Source organism: Streptomyces sp. NPDC059455 (assembly GCF_042750115.1).
GTDB lineage: Bacteria > Actinomycetota > Actinomycetes > Streptomycetales > Streptomycetaceae > Streptomyces > Streptomyces endocoffeicus.
Window position 1 is genome coordinate 17,465 of sequence record NZ_JBHYVB010000030.1, and the last position, 15,415, is coordinate 32,879.

General features: G+C 72.6%; 15 protein-coding genes. 8 read left to right on the top strand and 7 right to left on the bottom strand.

Annotated features, from left to right (window positions below; genetic code table 11):
* Window positions 1–164: 164 nt before the first annotated feature.
* Window positions 165–1,568, top strand: coding sequence for a hypothetical protein (locus tag ACFXB5_RS13475; protein ID WP_385206486.1), 1,404 nt, complete (start codon window positions 165–167; stop codon window positions 1,566–1,568).
* A 114-nt stretch (window positions 1,569–1,682) separates the two neighbouring features.
* Here the strand turns inward: ACFXB5_RS13475 and ACFXB5_RS13480 are convergent, their stop codons facing one another.
* Window positions 1,683–2,498, bottom strand: coding sequence for an SDR family NAD(P)-dependent oxidoreductase (locus ACFXB5_RS13480; protein WP_385206609.1), 816 nt, complete (start codon window positions 2,496–2,498; stop codon window positions 1,683–1,685).
* A gap of 427 nt (window positions 2,499–2,925) precedes the next feature.
* On the opposite strand from ACFXB5_RS13480, the gene ACFXB5_RS13485 reads away from it, so the two are divergent.
* Window positions 2,926–3,498 carry an ATP-binding protein gene (locus ACFXB5_RS13485; protein WP_385206489.1) on the top strand — a complete coding sequence of 191 codons (573 nt, stop codon included), beginning with the start codon at window positions 2,926–2,928 and terminating at the stop codon, window positions 3,496–3,498.
* Window positions 3,495–4,007, top strand: a complete 513-nt coding sequence (locus ACFXB5_RS13490; RefSeq protein WP_385206492.1) for a hypothetical protein — start codon at window positions 3,495–3,497, stop codon at window positions 4,005–4,007. The genes ACFXB5_RS13485 and ACFXB5_RS13490 overlap by 4 nt, the downstream gene beginning before the upstream one ends.
* Before the next feature lie 25 nt (window positions 4,008–4,032).
* Here ACFXB5_RS13490 and ACFXB5_RS13495 read toward each other — a convergent pair whose 3' ends face one another.
* On the bottom strand, window positions 4,033–4,905 hold the full coding sequence (locus ACFXB5_RS13495) for an NmrA family NAD(P)-binding protein (protein WP_385206495.1): 873 nt from the start codon (window positions 4,903–4,905) through the stop codon (window positions 4,033–4,035).
* Window positions 4,898–5,320 carry a nuclear transport factor 2 family protein gene (locus ACFXB5_RS13500; protein WP_385206497.1) on the bottom strand — a complete coding sequence of 141 codons (423 nt, stop codon included), beginning with the start codon at window positions 5,318–5,320 and terminating at the stop codon, window positions 4,898–4,900. The genes ACFXB5_RS13495 and ACFXB5_RS13500 overlap by 8 nt, the downstream gene beginning before the upstream one ends.
* A gap of 110 nt (window positions 5,321–5,430) precedes the next feature.
* Here ACFXB5_RS13500 and ACFXB5_RS13505 point away from each other — a divergent pair, with 110 nt between their 5' ends.
* The 4 genes from ACFXB5_RS13505 to ACFXB5_RS13520 all read left to right on the top strand — a co-directional run bounded on the left by ACFXB5_RS13505 (window position 5,431) and on the right by ACFXB5_RS13520 (window position 10,444).
* Window positions 5,431–6,042, top strand: coding sequence for a TetR/AcrR family transcriptional regulator (locus ACFXB5_RS13505; protein WP_385206500.1), 612 nt, complete (start codon window positions 5,431–5,433; stop codon window positions 6,040–6,042).
* A 144-nt stretch (window positions 6,043–6,186) separates the two neighbouring features.
* Window positions 6,187–7,041: a caspase family protein gene (locus ACFXB5_RS13510; protein WP_385206503.1), complete on the top strand. Its 855-nt coding sequence runs from the start codon at window positions 6,187–6,189 to the stop codon at window positions 7,039–7,041.
* 99 nt (window positions 7,042–7,140) lie between these two features.
* Complete coding sequence (locus ACFXB5_RS13515; protein WP_385206505.1) at window positions 7,141–9,249, top strand: SpoIIE family protein phosphatase; 2,109 nt, start codon at window positions 7,141–7,143, stop codon at window positions 9,247–9,249.
* 46 nt (window positions 9,250–9,295) lie between these two features.
* The gene (locus tag ACFXB5_RS13520; protein ID WP_385206507.1) at window positions 9,296–10,444 is read left to right on the top strand and encodes an asparaginase; all 1,149 of its coding nucleotides are present in this window, start codon (window positions 9,296–9,298) and stop codon (window positions 10,442–10,444) included.
* A gap of 64 nt (window positions 10,445–10,508) precedes the next feature.
* On the opposite strand, the gene ACFXB5_RS13525 is transcribed toward ACFXB5_RS13520, so the two are convergent.
* From ACFXB5_RS13525 to ligD, 4 genes are all read right to left on the bottom strand, one after another.
* On the bottom strand, window positions 10,509–11,186 hold the full coding sequence (locus ACFXB5_RS13525; protein ID WP_385206510.1) for a DsbA family oxidoreductase: 678 nt from the start codon (window positions 11,184–11,186) through the stop codon (window positions 10,509–10,511).
* A 28-nt stretch (window positions 11,187–11,214) separates the two neighbouring features.
* The gene (locus ACFXB5_RS13530) at window positions 11,215–12,042 is read right to left on the bottom strand and encodes a class I SAM-dependent methyltransferase (RefSeq protein ID WP_385206513.1); all 828 of its coding nucleotides are present in this window, start codon (window positions 12,040–12,042) and stop codon (window positions 11,215–11,217) included.
* A gap of 96 nt (window positions 12,043–12,138) precedes the next feature.
* Window positions 12,139–13,146: a GlxA family transcriptional regulator gene (locus tag ACFXB5_RS13535; protein ID WP_385206515.1), complete on the bottom strand. Its 1,008-nt coding sequence runs from the start codon at window positions 13,144–13,146 to the stop codon at window positions 12,139–12,141.
* Between the two features lie 34 nt (window positions 13,147–13,180).
* Entirely contained in the window at window positions 13,181–14,185 is a 1,005-nt protein-coding gene (ligD, locus tag ACFXB5_RS13540; protein ID WP_385206518.1) for a non-homologous end-joining DNA ligase, read from the bottom strand.
* A gap of 78 nt (window positions 14,186–14,263) precedes the next feature.
* Here ligD and ACFXB5_RS13545 point away from each other — a divergent pair, with 78 nt between their 5' ends.
* Window positions 14,264–15,337 carry an ATP-dependent DNA ligase gene (locus ACFXB5_RS13545; protein WP_385206521.1) on the top strand — a complete coding sequence of 358 codons (1,074 nt, stop codon included), beginning with the start codon at window positions 14,264–14,266 and terminating at the stop codon, window positions 15,335–15,337.
* Window positions 15,338–15,415: the final 78 nt, after the last annotated feature.

The following is a 15,415-nucleotide window of genomic DNA, read 5'->3' on the forward strand; positions in this document are numbered from 1 at the left end:
GACGGCTTCACCACGCATAGTGAGCACGTGACCCATCTCACCCTCTATGGCGAGGGCTCCCAACCACCTATGTCCACAACGTCGTTGAGGCCCCCGGCCGACCGGTGGGCGGCGAACGACGGGGATCCCGCAGACCGCCGTGGCTCGACACAGGGACGGTCACGGTGACGCATCACGCACAGCCGGTAAGCGGGCGCCAAGGCGCCGTGGCCAACGGCGCGTTGGCCGCCGCTCTGAAGGAATCCGGGTGCTCCTACGCCTCATTGGCCCTACGGGTCAATGAACTGGGCCGTAGGCAGGGGCGCGAGTCGAACTACGACAAGGCGTCCGTCACCCGCTGGCTGCAAGGCGGACAGCCGCGCGGCACCACGCCGGAGCTGATCGCCGCCGTGCTCTCCCACCGGCTCGGCAGGCCCGTGGGCCCCGCCGAGCTGGGGTTCATCTCCGACCGACAGCGCCCGGTCGTGGCCCGCGCGCTGGCCTACCGGGAGGACGTAGCAGAAACCTTGCACACGCTCGCCGAACTCGGCTCCACCGACATATCCCGCCGCAGCCTGCTGGGTGCGGTGCCCTTCGTCGCCGGCGCGCTGGTGACCCCACAGCGTGAATGGCTGCTGTGGCTGGTCGAGAACCAGGACACCGCCCGGCTAGCACCCGCGGCCGAAGGCGGCCGCGTCGAACAGGTCCACGCGGCGATCAACATGTTCGACGAGATGGACAATCGCTTCGGCGGCGGCCAGGTCCGCGCCAGCATCGTGCTCTATCTGTCGACCGAGGTCGTCCCCATGCTCCAGCAGCGCGGCGCGCCACCGCAGGAGCGGCGCCAGCTGTTCACCGCGGCCGCCAAGCTGGCCGCGATGGCCGGCTGGAGCAGCTATGACAACGCCGAATACGGCTTGGCCCAGCGCTATATGACCCAGGCGCTGCGGCTGTGCGCCGAGGGCGGCGACCGGGTCCTGGGCGGTCAGATCCTGGCCGGCCTGTCCCATCTGGCGACCAACCTGGGCCAGCCCGAGGCGGGGGTCGAGTTGGCCCGGGTCGGTGTCGCCACCGCCAAGCACGCCGGAAGCCCACTCGGGCTGATGCGATTGCACGCCATGGCCGCCCGTGGCTACGCGGCACTGGACCAGCCCCGCGAGGCGTCCAAGTCGCTGCGCGCGGCCGACGCCCAACTGGAGGCCAGCCAGGGCCCCGAGCAGGAGTCGCCCTGGGTGCGCTTCCTCGACCACCACTATCTGGCCGCCGAGGCGGCGCTGTGCTTCCGCGACCTGGGCAATGCCACGGACGCCGAGCACGCCGCCGCCGAATCCGTACGCGCCAACGCCGAGCGGCGCCGGCGCCAGGCCATCAGCAGATCCGTGCTGGCCACGGCCTACCTCCAGCAGAACCGGCTGGACGAGGCCGTGGGCACCGCGGGCGAGGCACTCGACACGCTCAGCGGGGTGCACAGCGAGCGCTCGATCCAGGCGCTGCGCGACTTCCGCACCCGGCTGCGGCCGCGCCGCGGGGAGCCCGTGGTCAGGGAGTTCGAGCAGCGCTCCCGGACCGTGCTCGGCGTGGCCGCCTGAGGCATCCGGCCTCGGGGCCTCGCCCCGCCGGTGCCTGGAGTGAGGTCTCCGGCCGCTCCGTGTGGGCGGCCGGTGGCGTGTCCGGAGCGCCTCCGCTCGGGGGAGCGCCGGGGGTCAATAGCCTCCCGGCGTGGGGGCGTTCTGGGCTCGGTCAACGGGCAGATGCGCACCGGAAACCCCGCTCGAGGCGTCCGAGAGCAGGAACGCCACGACCTGGGCGACCTCTCGGGGGGTGACCAGTTCACCGCGCGGCAGCTCGGCCGTGAACCGGGCGTAGGCCTCGGGCTCTTCGGTGCGCATCCGGTCCCACCGCTTCCCGGGGATCAGCATGGACCCCGGGGAGACGGCGTTCACCCGGATCCCGTCCGGGCCCAGCTCACGGGCGAGTGAGGCCGCGAGATGGATCTGGGCGGCCTTGGCCGCCCCGTACTGCGCCTGCGGTCCCGGCTTCCAGCCGGAGATGGAGGCGATCACCACCACGGAGCCGCCGCCCGCCCGGCGCAGATGCGGCACCGCGGCCTTCACCAGCCGGGCCGTATGGCCGACGTTCATCTCCCAGGTCAGCGACCAGTCCCGGGGACCGGCGTCCTCGATGCCGCGGCCGCGGGCGCCACCGGCGCAGGCCACCACGCCGTCAAGACCGCTGAAACGTATCCCCGCCGCATCCACGAACCGCTCCAGCAGCTCCGGCTCGGTGACGTCCAGGGCTCGGGTGAACGGCTCCCCGTACCCCTCGGCGCTCAGGGACGCCGCGAGGGACCGCAGGTGCTCCGGGGTCCGCGCGCACGTGGCCAACCGCGCCCCGCCGGCCGCCAGGAGCCGTACGATCTGTTCACCCAGCCCCCGGGAGCCCCCGGTCACCAGGACGCGTCTGCCGTCCACACCGGACCGTTCCCCCGGGCCGGGCCGCCCTTCGCGGCCCTCGCTCACGCTTGCCACGTCCGGACCGTACAGCCCGAACCACTACGCCCGTACAACCGGACAACCCCCACGCCCTCTCGCCCACCGGCCGGTCCAACCGTTTGTCTACATGAACGGCGACCGATGGCGCTTTGCGCTGCCTTCGAAGGAGGAACCATGCCGGTATCCGGCACTCACCGCGACCGGGCCGTCTCCGTCCGTGGCAGCTGGTCCAGGCGGGTCGGGTGGGGTGTGCGCACCACCTGTCACCAGCTCAGATGCCACGCCGTCGGTCGCCAGAATGCGCTTACCCGCTCACCGGAACATCAATCACCCCATGTGCCCGTATGCCACCAGAGTCCACAGACCGATGAGGACCGTGAGGACCGACACCGTGAGCCGATCCTGTCCAGGACTGTCGCACCGGCCGGCGTCGGCCGATGAGGAGGGCGAGACGATGGGCCCGATCCGTGGCGTCGCGGTCTCCGCGGACCGCCCGCGAACCGATCCGGTTACCGGGCGGGCCGCCGCGCCGAGAACCGCGCCGGCCGACGGCCCGGCCGCCCCGGCGATCCCCGTCCCCTGCTCCGGAGGGGAGAGGACGGTGATCCCGCTGGACACCCGCCGGCTCTTCCGGGCGGAGTTCCCCGCCCTGCCCGACCGCGCCGCCGCGGTGCGCCGGATGGTCGCCGGACATCTGCGCGACTGGCGGCTCGGCGCGATCGTGGACCATGTCGTCCTCGCCACCAACGAACTGTTCGCCAACGCCGTGGAGCACGGCAGCTCCGGCCCCGCCGACACCGTCACCATCACCGTCTCGCTGGAACGCTTCGGCCGTGAGCTGCGGGTGGAGGTGGCCGACGGCTCGCCGGTGATCCCGGTCGCCCGCAGGCCGGAGCCCACCGAGGAGTCCGGGCGGGGGCTGGCCATCGTCGAGGACCTGGCGGCCGACTGGGGCACCGAGCCGCCCGACCCCGGAGTCCGGGGGAAGAAGGTGTGGTTCACCCTGCCGCTGGTGGCCACTTCATGAGCGCGTGGGCGCGGGGGGAGCGCCGGATGCGGGTCACCGTGGAGACCGACGCGGCCGAATGGCTGCTGGCCGCGAGCGAGGACCCCGGGCGGGTGCGGCTCCAGTGGGCCAGCGGCACCGGCCTCGCCGATCTGCCGGTGGGCCCGGTCTTCGACCTGGTGCGGATGTGCGACGACATCGGCACCGCGGTGGTCCAGGCGCTGCAGCGGCGCGACGCGGCGGGACCGGTGATGCTGGCCACCGCCAGCCATGTGCTCTCCTTCCTCGTGCCGCCCGGATCCGCGGCCGAGTGGAAGGTCTGGCTGGCCGGGACGGCCCACGCCCGCCGCCGCACGGTGGCCGCGGCGGGGCCGGGCCGGGTGCTGCGCTGCCCCAGGCCCGGCTGCGTACGGCAGGGCCATGTCTGGCTGATCCGGCCCGGCGGCCCCCTCACCGACAGTCGCACCCTGCGCGCCGCCCTCCAGGAGGCCATCGACCACCCCGGCCTCCCCGGAGTGCTGTTCCGTTAGGCCCTGTCCGGCGGATCTTCGCGGATCAGCCCGCGGCCTCCGGGGCGAACGCGGCGCGGTGTGCCTCGGCGAAGGCGCGGAACGAGCGGGGAGCGCGCCCGGTGACCCGTTCGACGGTGTCCGTCGTACGGTCCTCCGCGCCGTGCCGGATGTCCTCGTCGAGCCCGGCGAGGAACACGGCGTACTCCGGCGGCAGCCCTGTCGCCTTCAGCCTCTCGACCAACTCCCCGGTCTCCACCGCGATATGGCGGACCGGCCGCCCGGAGACCTCCGCCAGGATGCGCGCCGCCTCCGGGTAACCGAGCGCTTCCGGGCCGGTGATGACGTGGTCCGTGTTGTGCGGACGGTCGTCCAGCAGGGCCCGGGTGGCGACGGCGGCGATGTCCGTCGCGTCGACGAAGGCCACCCTGCCGTCCCCGGTGGCGGTGACGATCTCGCCGTCGCCGCGGACGGCCTGGGCCGCCGGATGGTCACCGGTGAAGTTCTGCATGAACCACGAGGGCCGCAGCACCGCCCACTCGGGCACGGTCCGCCGCACCAGCGTGTGCAGCGCGCCGAGGCCGGTGTCCGCCTCGTCGACCGCGGACGAGCTCAGCAGCACCGCCCGCCGTACGCCCTGGGCGACCGCCGTCTTCAGGAACGGCTCGACCACGGACAGCGGCTCGGCCACCCCCAGGGGCGCGACGATATAGAGCCGGTCCACACCGCGCAGCGCCGCCGCGTGGCCGGCCGGGTCGTGCCAGTCGAACCGTACGGCGTCGGCCACGCCCGCGGCGGCCGCGGCCTCGGGCCGCCGGGTGGCGGCCAGCGCCCGCGTGCCCTCCGCGCGCACCATCCGCAGCACCTCGGAGCCGGTGTTCCCGGTGGCGCCGAGGACCAGAACGGTGGGTTCAGCCATGGGTCCGGCCCTCCTCGGAACCGAAGTTCATCTCGTTGAGCATCAGCGGATTCCAGTAGTCACGGTACGAGGCGATCTCGCCGTCACGGACGGTGATGACGGCGACGTAGCCGGGGCGGAGCGGGCGGCCGGTTCCGACGGCCACGGCGTCCATCGAGAACTCCACGATGAGCACGCCGGGGTCCTCGGTGAGATGGACGACCTCGTGCGCGACGGCGCGCAGATCGATGTGGTCGGTGTAGTCCCGCACGTATTCGCGCACGGCCTCACGCCCCTCCAGCAGACGCGGCCGGCCGGGCGGGGCGAAGGGGAACTCCATGGTGCCGTCCACGGCCCACAGATCGGCGAATCCCATCATGTCGTGGCCGAGCAGCAGTTCCTTCGCCCGCTCGAAGACCTTGACGCGGTCGTCCATGACGTACCTCTCCTCAATCAGCGGTAATCAACAGGACGGGACGGTACCGTCCCGTCCGCACAGCATAGAACGAGACGGTACCGTCCCGTCCATCTGTTAACCTCGGAGTCATGTCGGAGCCCGTACGGCGCCCTCCGAGCGGCGCCGCCACCCTGCGCGCGGACAAGACCGCGGCCATCTCCGAAGCCGTCCTCGACGAGCTCGCCGAGCAGGGCTACGGCCGGTTGTCGATGGAGGCCGTGGCCAAACGGGCCGGGGTGGGCAAGAGCGCCCTGTACCGGCGGTGGCCCTCGAAGCAGCGGATGGTCATCGCGGTCGTGTCCGAGCTGAGCGTCGCCCTGGTCGAGCCGCCCGACACCGGATCCCTGCGCGGCGATGTGCTGGCCGGGCTGCACGCGGTGGCCGACTGGCTGACCCATCCGCGGTTCTCCCGCATCCTGCCGGACCTGATCGCCGAGGCGCAGCGCGACGAGGAGCTGAGTCAGGCCCTGGCCCGTCGCGTCGGCGAGCCGCGACGCGCCCGGATGGCCGACGCGCTGGACCGGGCGGTCGAGCGCGGTGAGCTACCGCCGGACCTCGACCGCGAGCTGGCGCTCGATCTGCTCGGCGGGCTGGTGTATTGGCGGGTCTCGGCCCGTGGCGCGCCTCTGGAGCCCGGCTACTTCGAGCGCGCCGCCGATATGGCGCTGCGGGCTCTGGACGCCCGGCCGCGCGGGGCCTGACGGCCGCGGCGCCCACCGAGTGCGTGCGGGGGCGCCTCCTCCGGATGGGGCCGGAGAACAGGGCATGGCGGGGCGCGGCCCCGCATCATCGCTTAGTGACGAGCGATGGTGAGCCGTCGCACGTCCTCGACCCAAGGAGCTCTCATGTCCATCGGCCTCTCCGTTCACATCGGACTCAATCAGGTGGACCCCGCGGCGTACGACGGCTGGAGCGGTGAGCTGGGCGCCTGCGAGCAGGACGCCATGGACATGGCCGGGCTCGCCGACGCCGCGGGGTTCGATGTGACCGGCCCGCTGCTGAGCCCGGCCGCCACCGCGGAGACGGTCACCGCCACCCTGGAGGCCGCGGCCGGGCGGCTGGCCGAGGGGGACATCCTCTACCTCACCTACTCGGGCCACGGCGGCCAGGTGCCCGACCTCAACCACGACGAGACCGGCGACCGCCTCGACGAGACCTGGGTGCTGTACGACCGGCAGCTGGTCGACGACGAGCTCTTCGAGCTGTTCGGGAAGTTCGCCAAGGGGGTGCGGATCTGGCTGCTCTCCGACAGCTGCCACAGCGGCACCGTGGCCCGGCGGCTGCCCGAGATGCTCAGCCCCCAGGAGCTCGACCGGCGCTTCAGCACCGCCGACCCCCAGGAGGTCGGCCGCAGAATCCGGGCCATGCCCCAGTCGGTGCAGACCGCCGTCTACCAGCGCGACCGCGACGCCTACGACCGGATCCAGAACACCCGCACCGCCAAGGACCTCGCCAGGATCGACGCCAGTGTGCTGCAGATCTCCGGCTGCCAGGACAATCAGACCTCGGCCGACGGGATCGTCAACGGGCTGTTCACCGGTACCCTGCTGGAGGTCTGGCGGGGCGGTGCCTTCGCGGGCAGCTACCGTGGGCTGCACCGGGAGATCGTCAAGCGGATGCCGCCCGACCAGACGCCCAACCTCTTCCAGGCGGGTGCGCCGAACTCCGCTTTCGCCCGGCAGCGGCCCTTCACCATCTGAACCGGGATCTGAGACCGTGCCCATGTCATATCCGTGTGCGGCGGCCCGCCGGGCGAGGTATGACAGTAGGAGGGCACGGCGAGCCGGTGAGGTGCCGGTATGACGACGCATGACCGTGTGGACCAGGAGGAAGAGGCGGCTATCAGCAGCATGGCGACCGGCCCGGGAGGGGTGCTCGACCTGCTGCGGGTCGCCGCCGTGGCCCTGGACGTCGAGGGACGGATCGCCCTCTGGAGCCCCGAGGCTGAACAGCTGTTCGGTTACCGGGCGGCCGAGGCGCTGGGGCGCCGCGCGGACAAGCTGCTGGTCCACCCGAAGGACCGCCGGGCGGCCGTGGAGCTCTTCGCACGCGTGCGGGCGGGCGACACCTGGTCCGGTGTCTTCCCGGTCCGCCGCCCGGACGGCTCCACCCTCAAGGTGGAGTTCCGCACCATGGGCCTGCGCGACACCCACGGCGAGGGCTACGCGCTCGGCCTGGCCGCCGACGAGGGGACCGTACGGCTGCTGGAGACCGACCTGGCCGTCTCCGGTTTCCTGATCAAACAGTCGCCCGTGGGGCTCGCGGTGTTCGACACCGAGCTGCGCTGGCTGGTCGCCAACCCGGCCCTCCAGCAGATGAACTCGATCACCGAGTCCCAGGTGCGCGGCCACCGCCTCGGGGAGGTGCTGCCGGGGCTCGACGTCCAGGCCATAGAGGGCGCGATGCGGCAGGTGCTGGAGTCCGGTGAGCCGCTGCTGGACCAGCAGAGCGTCGGCCGGACCCCCGCCGACCCCGACCATGACCACGCCTGGTCGGAGTCGTACTACCGGCTCGAGGACCCCAGCGGCCGGATCCTGGGCATCGCCGTCTCCATCATGGACATCTCCCGACGGCACCGGGAGACCAGCGAGATCGCCGAGGCGCGGGAGCGGCTGGCCATGATCGCCGACGCGAGCGTCCGCATCGGCACCACACTGGATCTGCGCCAGACCGCCCAGGAACTCGCCGATGTGACCGTGCCCCGGCTCGCCGACCTCGCGGCCGTCGACGTCCTGGACTCCGTGGTGCACCGCGAGGCCACGCCCCGGGTGTGGACCGACGGCTCCGCCCGCTTCCGGGCGCTCGCCGTCGCCGCCGGGTACCCCACCGACGCCGTCCACGCGGCGGATCCGGTCGGGCAGATCGCCCGCTACGAACCCACCCGGCTGATCACCCAGTGCGTCCGCGAGGCCCGGCCGCTGCTGGTGCCGCACGTGACCGAGAAGGACGTACGGCGGATCGCCCGGGACGACGACGCCGCCAGGGTGCTGCTGCGCGAGGGTGTGCACTCGTACATCGCCGCCCCGCTGATCGCCCGCGGCAGTGTGCTCGGCACCCTCAGCCTGCACCGCACCATCAACCCCAGGCCGTTCGACGAGGAGGACCTCACTCTCGCCTGCGAACTGGCCATCCGCGCCGCCCTGTGCATCGACAACGCCCGGCTCTACGCCCGCGAACGCGACGCCGCGCTCACCCTCCAGCGCAGCCTGCTCTCCCAGCAGCCGCGCGACCTGGACGGCCTGGAGATCGCCTCCCGGTACCTGCCCGCGGTCAGCGCCGCCGGCGGCGACTGGTTCGATGTGCTGCCCCTCCCGGACGGCAAGGTCGGGCTGGTGGTCGGCGATGTCATGGGCAAGGGCATCCACGCCGCGGCCATCATGGGCCAGCTGCGCACCGCCACCCGGGCCTTCTCCCGGCTCGGGCTGCCCCCGGCCCAGGTGCTGTGCCATCTCGACGAGATCACGCCCAGCCTGGGGGAGTCCATCGCCACCTGCCTCTACGCGGTCTGCGATCCGCGCACCGGACGGTGCGAGATGTCCACCGCCGGCCATCTGCCGCCGGTGCTGGTGCATCCCGGCGGCGACGCCGAGCTCATCGACATCCCCACCGGCGCCCCGCTCGGCGTCGGCGGCGTCCCCTTCGCCTCGGTGGAGCGGGAACTGGCCGAGGGCGCGCTGCTGGCCCTGTTCACCGACGGCCTGGTGGAGAAGCGCCATCAGTCCCTCGATGTGGGGCTGCACACCCTGGTTCAACTGCTGCGCCGCCACCAGGGCCCGCTGGAGCGGATCTGCGACCAGGTGCTGGCCGCGCTGCACGGGGCGCCGGACGACGATGTGGCCCTGCTGCTGGCCCGGCTGCGCCGCCCTCGCCTGCCGGAGAAGTCCGTGGTTACCGTGGAGAGTGGCTGAAGAAGGGCCGACCCGTCACGCACTCCACCGATGAGATGACGTCCCCATGGCTCAGCTCGTCCGCCGCTCCGGCGTACTGATCACTCTGGTGGCCCTCGCCCTGGGGGCCACGGCCTCCCTCGCCGGTGCCGCGGAGCCGATCCCCAGACCCACCCCCAAGGTCGCCGTCATCGGCACCGGGGGCACCATCGCGGGCGTCAGCAAGACCAAGGTGTCCTTCGACGACTACCAGGCGGGGAAGCTCCCGGTGTCCCGGCTGGTGAACGACCTCAGACCCGAGGTGAACCGGATCGCCGACGTGACCACCCAGCAGTTCGGCAACAAGGACTCCAACAACTACACGATCCCCGAATACCGTCGGCTCACCGCCGCCGTCGACCACGCCCTGAAGTTCAACGACGGCGTCGTGGTCACCACCGGCACCGACACCATGGAGGAGTTCGCGTACTGGCTGGACCTGACCGTCCGCAGCGACAAGCCCGTGGTGCTCACCGGCGCCATGCGGCCCTGGACGGTGATCGGCTCCGACGCCCCGGCCAACCTCTACAACGCCATCCACCTCGCCGCCAGCGGCCGGACCACCTGCTTCGGCACCGTGGTGATGCTCAACGACCAGATCCACGCCGCCCGCGAGGTGCGCAAGTCCGACACCCTGCGGCTGAACGCCTTCCGCAGCGGCAGCAGCGGAGAGCTCGGTGTCATCGACCAGAACCACATCCGCCTCAACCGCGCGCCCGCCCGGGTCGAGCAGTGCGGCAAACCCGGCTGGAAGACCCCGTTCGACCTCGACCGGATCGCCCGGCGGCCACTGCCGAAGGTCGACATCGCCTACAGCTACCAGGGCGCCGGACCCCAGGCCATCAAGGCGTTCGCCGACGCCGGGGCGGCCGGGATCGTCACTGCGGGCGCCGGGGCGGGCGGACTCTCCCCGGCCATGACCGAGGCCCGGGACGACGCCGTCAAGAACGGGGTGGTCATGGTCTCCGCCTCCCGCACCGGCTCCGGCGCGGTCTACGACCCCGATGTGCGCGGCGTCATCGGCGCCCAGGATCTGACCCCGCAGAAGGCCCGACTGCTGCTGCTCCTCTCGCTCGCCACCACCCACAACGAACACCGGATCCAGACCTGGTTCCACACCCTGGGCACCGGCCAGTTCACGATCCGCCACCAGCTCCGGACGCCGTTGGGGAGTTGATGGCCCGCCCAGGTGCTCACGAGGAGCGGGTTTCGGCCGCATTGGTGCCCTACGGGGTGGACGGTCAGCGGGCCGCTGAGCTCGGTGCGGCGCCGGCCGTGCGCAGCGCGGACAGGAGCGCGTCGACTGGTTGCGCGCCGGAGAGGCCGTACGCGCGATTCAGGACGAAGAAGGGCACGCCTGTCGCGCCGAGCGCCTGGGCCTCGCGGGTGTCCTCCTGGACGTCGGCCGCGTAGGCGTCCCCGGCGAGTACGCGGCGCACCTCGTCGGCCGGCACGCCCGTTTCGGTCCCCAGCCGCACGAGCGTCTCCACGTCGTCGACAAGCTCGCCCTCCATCAGATACGCGCGCATCAGCCGCTCGTGCATCTCCGTGCCGAGGCCGTGGGCGCGGGCGAGCTGATTCAGGCGGTGGGCGTCGAAGGTGTTGACGGAGATGGCGCGGTCGAAGTCGAAGGCCAGCCCCTCCTCCGCCGCCAGCTCCACGACCTGCCTGGTCATCAAACGGACCTGGGCGCGCGAGACTCCCGTCTTCCTGGCCATGGCGTCGTACACCGGCTCCCGCAGGCCGCTGCGATGGGTGGGGTCGAGCTGGAAGCTGCGCCACACCACTTCGACGTCGCCGTCGTGCTCGAACCGGCCGAGTGCCTTGTCCAGCCTGCGCTTCCCGATGTAGCACCACGGGCACACGACGTCCGACCACACCTCTATGCGCAACTGCCGCTGACCGCTCACAGCTTTCATGGAACCCTCCTTGGGTTACTTGGACAGATCATGACCGGCGGGCCAGGAGCCCGTACAGCAGGGGGATCCGCGGCGCCGGCAGCCGCCACCAGCCGGACGCGGCGCGCGTCATATGGGGCCAGCGCGGCCAGGGAAGTTCGGGGCTCTCGCGCAGTCGCCGGATGTCCAGCCCCGCTTCGATCAGGGCGTTGACGACCTCGTCCAGTCCGTGCATCCACTCGTAGCTGTCGGTGGCGCCCTCGACGGCCGGGCCGTCGGTGTAGGTGTGCGTCGCGTCGCGGTGTACGGGGCCGTTGCCACCCAAGTAGTCGTGGCGGAGCAGGAGTTCGGGCCCTGCTCCGGGGGTGGGCTTCGGGCCCAGTGAGTTGAGGAGCGGGTGGAACTCCACGAGGTACAGGTGGCCGCCGGGACGCAGCAGTTCGACGACGATGCCGGCCCAGCGGTCCAGGTCGGGGAGGTAGCACAGGGCACCCTTGCCGGTGTAGACGACGTCGAACCGCCGCCCGCCGAGGGCCTGCACGGCGTCGTACACGTTGGCCCGCACATAGGTCACGTCGAGGCCCGCACGCGCCGCGATGCCGGTCGCCGCCGTCACGGACGCCGCGGAGAAGTCGAGGCCGACGGTCCGCGCCCCGCGCTGTGCGAAGGCGATCGTCTCCGTGCCGAGGTGGCACTGCAGGTGCAGTACGTCGCGGCCGGCCACCTCGCCGAGGTCGTCCCACTCCCAGGGGGCGAACCAGCGGGACGGGTCGGGCTCCTCCTCGACCCCGTAGAACCGGCTGGCGAGATGGACTGTGGTCCGGGCGTCCCAGTTCGCCTGGTTGGCCCGCATCATCCGCTCGTACGCGTCGGTCATGAGCTCACTATGGCAGGCACCCACGGAGGCGGGCGTGCCGGTGGCCGCCGCCCGTCGCGCCGCCCGAACCGCCAGCGGTCCGGGGGCGAGCCCGTCTCACGGGCGGGCGGGCGGCCGGGTCGCGCTGCCGCGGAACGTGGCGCGGTAGGCGCTCGGTGAGACCCCGAGGGCGGTGTGCAGATGCTGTCGCAGCGAGGCGGCGGTGCCGAACCCCGCGTCCGCCGCGATCCGGTCCACCGGCAGATCGCTCTCCTCCAGCAGCTGCCGGGCGCGCTCGAGGCGCCGCTGGGTCAGCCACTGCACCGGGGTCGTCCCCACCTCGTCCCGGAACCGCCGGGAGAAGGTCCGTACGCTCATCGACTCCCGCTCGGCCAGTTCCCGCAGGGTCAGCGGACGGTCGAGCCGGGTCAGCGCCCAGGCGCGGGCCGCGCCGGTGGAGCCGCCGCGCCGCTCCGGCACCGGCCGCCGGATGAACTGCGCCTGGCCGCCGTCGCGATGCGGGGCCACCACCGAGGCGCGGGCCACCTCGCCCGCCACCGCCGCGCCGTGGTCGCGCCGGATGATGTGCAGGACCAGATCGATACCGGCGGCGTCCCCGGCCGAGGTCAGCACCTCGCCCTCGTCCGCGTAGAGGACGTCCGGGTCGAGCGCGACGGCCGGGAACAGCTCCCGGAACCGGTCGGCCTCCTGCCAGTGGGTGGTCGCCCGGCGGCCGTCCAGCAGCCCCGCGGCCGCCAGGACGAACGCCCCCGTGCAGATCGAGGCGATCCGGGCGCCGGGGCGGATCCGGGCGAAGGCGCCGGTGAGCTCGGCGCCCAGCTTGCCCTCGGTCTGTGGCGCGTCCGGTTCGTTGGCGGCCGGGACGAGCACGGTGTCGGCCTCGGCCAGCGCCTCCGGGCCGTGTGCGACGTTCATCGTGACGTCGGAGTCCGTACGCACCTCACCGGGGACCAGCGCGCAGGTCACCACCTCGTACAGCGGCTCGCCCGCGGCCGATACGGCCCGGCCGAACAGCCGGTGCGCGATGCCCAGCTCGAACGGCAGCAGCCCGTGGCGGACCAGCACCGCCACCCGATGGCGGCCGGGGTGGGTGAAGACGGACATGGCGCGATTCTCGCAGCCGCCGAGGATCCGGTCATCACTTCTTGGCACGGCTCGGCCGCACCCGCTTCGGCTCGCCCTCCATCTTCGGATGCTCCGGCGGATACGGGAGGTCGCCCAGACCGTGCTCCCGCTCGTCCCGCGCGGCCAGCTCCAGCGCGGCCTCCAGACGGAAGGTGTGCTCGTCCATGTCCGCGTGCACATCGCCCAGCTCGCGGTAGCGCACCGGCATGGTGGCCAGGTCGAAGTCGCGCGGCCGGGCGTCGGGGACCTCCGCCCAGCGCAGCGGCGCGGAGACCGGGGCATGGGGGCGGGGTCGCACCGAATAGGCGCTGGCGATGGTGCGGTCGCGGGCGGTCTGGTTGTAGTCCACGAAGATCTTCTCGCCGCGCTCCTCCTTCCACCACTTGGTGGTCACCCGCTCCGGAGCCCGCCGCTCCAGCTCCCGCGCGATCGCGATCGCGGACCGCCGCACCTGGGTGAAGGTCCACTCCGGCGCGATCGGGACGAAGACGTGCAGCCCCCGGCCGCCCGAGGTCTTGGGCCACCCCCGCAGCCCCAGCTCGTCCAGCACCTCGCGCAGCTCTCCGGCCGCCCGCACCGCGTCCTCGTAGTCGGTGCCCGGCTGCGGGTCGAGGTCGATCCGCAGCTCATCGGGGTGCTCGGTGTCCCCGCGCCGCACCGGCCACGGATGGAAGGTCAGGCTGCCCAGATTCGCCGCCCACACCACGGCGGCCGTCTCGGTGGGGCAGATCTCGTCCGCGTGCCGCCCGCTGGGGAAGGAGATCCGGCCGGTCGGAATCCACTCCGGGAGGTTCTTCGGGGCCCGCTTCTGGAAGAACGACTCCCCGTCCACCCCGTCCGGATAGCGCTCCAGCGTCGTCGGCCGGTCCCGCAGCGCCCGCAGCGCGCCCTCGCCGACCGCCAGGTAGTAGCGGGCGAGGTCCAGCTTGGTGAACCCGCGCTCCGGGAAGTACACCTTGCCGGGGTTGGTCACCCGCACCGTGCGACCGCCGACCGTGAGCTCCACCGACTCTCCCATAGGGACACGCTAGGCCCGCCCGCCCGGGGCCGCCTCCCGGCGGGCGCCCGGCCCGCCACAGGAGCACAATCGGAGGTCATGGACCTTCCGGTGATGCCTCCCGTCGAGCCGATGCTGGCCAAGGCCGTGGCCACGATCCCGCCCGGGATGGTCTACGAGGGCAAATGGGACGGCTTCCGGGCCATCGTCTTCCGCGACGGGGACGAGATCGAGATCGGCAGCCGCACCACCAAGCCGCTCACCCGCTACTTCCCCGAGCTGGCCGAGGCGCTGCTCGCCAACCTCCCGCCGCGCTGCGTCCTGGACGGCGAGATCGTCATCGTGCGGGAGGGGCGGCTGGACTTCGACGCCCTGCTGGAGCGGATCCACCCCGCCGACTCCCGGGTGCGGATGCTGGCGGAGCACACCCCGGCCAGCTTCGTCGCCTTCGACCTCCTCGCCCTCGGCGACGCCTCACTGCTGGACACCCCGCAGAGCGAGCGCCGCGCGGCCCTCACCGAGGCGCTGCGCCACGCCGAGGACCCGGTGCACCTCGCCCCCTGCACCGACGATCTCGAGGTGGCCCGGCAGTGGTTCGAGACATACGAGGGGGCGGGGCTCGACGGCGTCGTGGCCAAGCGCCCCGACCTCCGCTACCGCCCGGGTGAACGCGTGATGGTCAAGGTCAAGCACGAGCGCACGGCGGACTGCGTGGTGGCCGGGTACCGCGTCCACAAGTCCGGCCAGGGCATCGGCTCCCTGCTGCTCGGCCTGTACGACGACACCGGCCGCCTCCAGCACGTGGGCGTCAGCGCCGCCTTCGCCGCGCGCCGCCGCCAGGAGCTGTTGGCCGAGCTGGAGCCGCTGCGCATGGCGACCGTCGAGGGCCACCCGTGGGCCGACTGGGCGCGCGAGGAGGCCCACGCCCAGGGGCGGATGCCGGGCGCGCCCAGCCGCTGGACCGGGGTCAAGGACCTGTCGTGGGTGCCGCTGCGCCCGGAGCGGGTGTGCGAGGTGGCCTACGACCACATGCAGAGCCGCCGCTTCCGGCACACCGCCCGCTTCCGGCGCTGGCGGCCGGACCGGGAGCCCCCGCAGTGCACCTACGACCAGCTGGAGGAGCCGGTCTCCTACGATCTGCGGCAGGTGCTGGGGTCCGCCCCGGGGCCGTAGCCGCTAAGGGCTCCGCTGGAAGTGTCGCGATGCGGGCAGCGCCCCGAAGGGGCGCGGGGCTGTGTCGATGTGCGGCTC

What these genes read in the sequence shown, in the direction of transcription:
- ACFXB5_RS13485 (WP_385206489.1), top strand. Translation starts at nt 2,926, where the DNA reads ATGGGCCCGATCCGTGGCGTCGCGGTCTCCGCGGACCGCCCGCGAACC.
- ACFXB5_RS13490 (WP_385206492.1), top strand. Translation starts at nt 3,495, where the DNA reads ATGAGCGCGTGGGCGCGGGGGGAGCGCCGGATGCGGGTCACCGTGGAG.
- ACFXB5_RS13495 (WP_385206495.1), bottom strand. Translation starts at nt 4,905, where the DNA reads ATGGCTGAACCCACCGTTCTGGTCCTCGGCGCCACCGGGAACACCGGC.
- ACFXB5_RS13500 (WP_385206497.1), bottom strand. Translation starts at nt 5,320, where the DNA reads ATGGACGACCGCGTCAAGGTCTTCGAGCGGGCGAAGGAACTGCTGCTC.
- ACFXB5_RS13505 (WP_385206500.1), top strand. Translation starts at nt 5,431, where the DNA reads ATGTCGGAGCCCGTACGGCGCCCTCCGAGCGGCGCCGCCACCCTGCGC.
- ACFXB5_RS13510 (WP_385206503.1), top strand. Translation starts at nt 6,187, where the DNA reads ATGTCCATCGGCCTCTCCGTTCACATCGGACTCAATCAGGTGGACCCC.
- ACFXB5_RS13515 (WP_385206505.1), top strand. Translation starts at nt 7,141, where the DNA reads ATGACGACGCATGACCGTGTGGACCAGGAGGAAGAGGCGGCTATCAGC.
- ACFXB5_RS13520 (WP_385206507.1), top strand. Translation starts at nt 9,296, where the DNA reads ATGGCTCAGCTCGTCCGCCGCTCCGGCGTACTGATCACTCTGGTGGCC.
- ACFXB5_RS13525 (WP_385206510.1), bottom strand. Translation starts at nt 11,186, where the DNA reads ATGAAAGCTGTGAGCGGTCAGCGGCAGTTGCGCATAGAGGTGTGGTCG.
- ACFXB5_RS13530 (WP_385206513.1), bottom strand. Translation starts at nt 12,042, where the DNA reads ATGACCGACGCGTACGAGCGGATGATGCGGGCCAACCAGGCGAACTGG.
- ACFXB5_RS13535 (WP_385206515.1), bottom strand. Translation starts at nt 13,146, where the DNA reads ATGTCCGTCTTCACCCACCCCGGCCGCCATCGGGTGGCGGTGCTGGTC.
- ligD (WP_385206518.1), bottom strand. Translation starts at nt 14,185, where the DNA reads ATGGGAGAGTCGGTGGAGCTCACGGTCGGCGGTCGCACGGTGCGGGTG.
- ACFXB5_RS13545 (WP_385206521.1), top strand. Translation starts at nt 14,264, where the DNA reads ATGGACCTTCCGGTGATGCCTCCCGTCGAGCCGATGCTGGCCAAGGCC.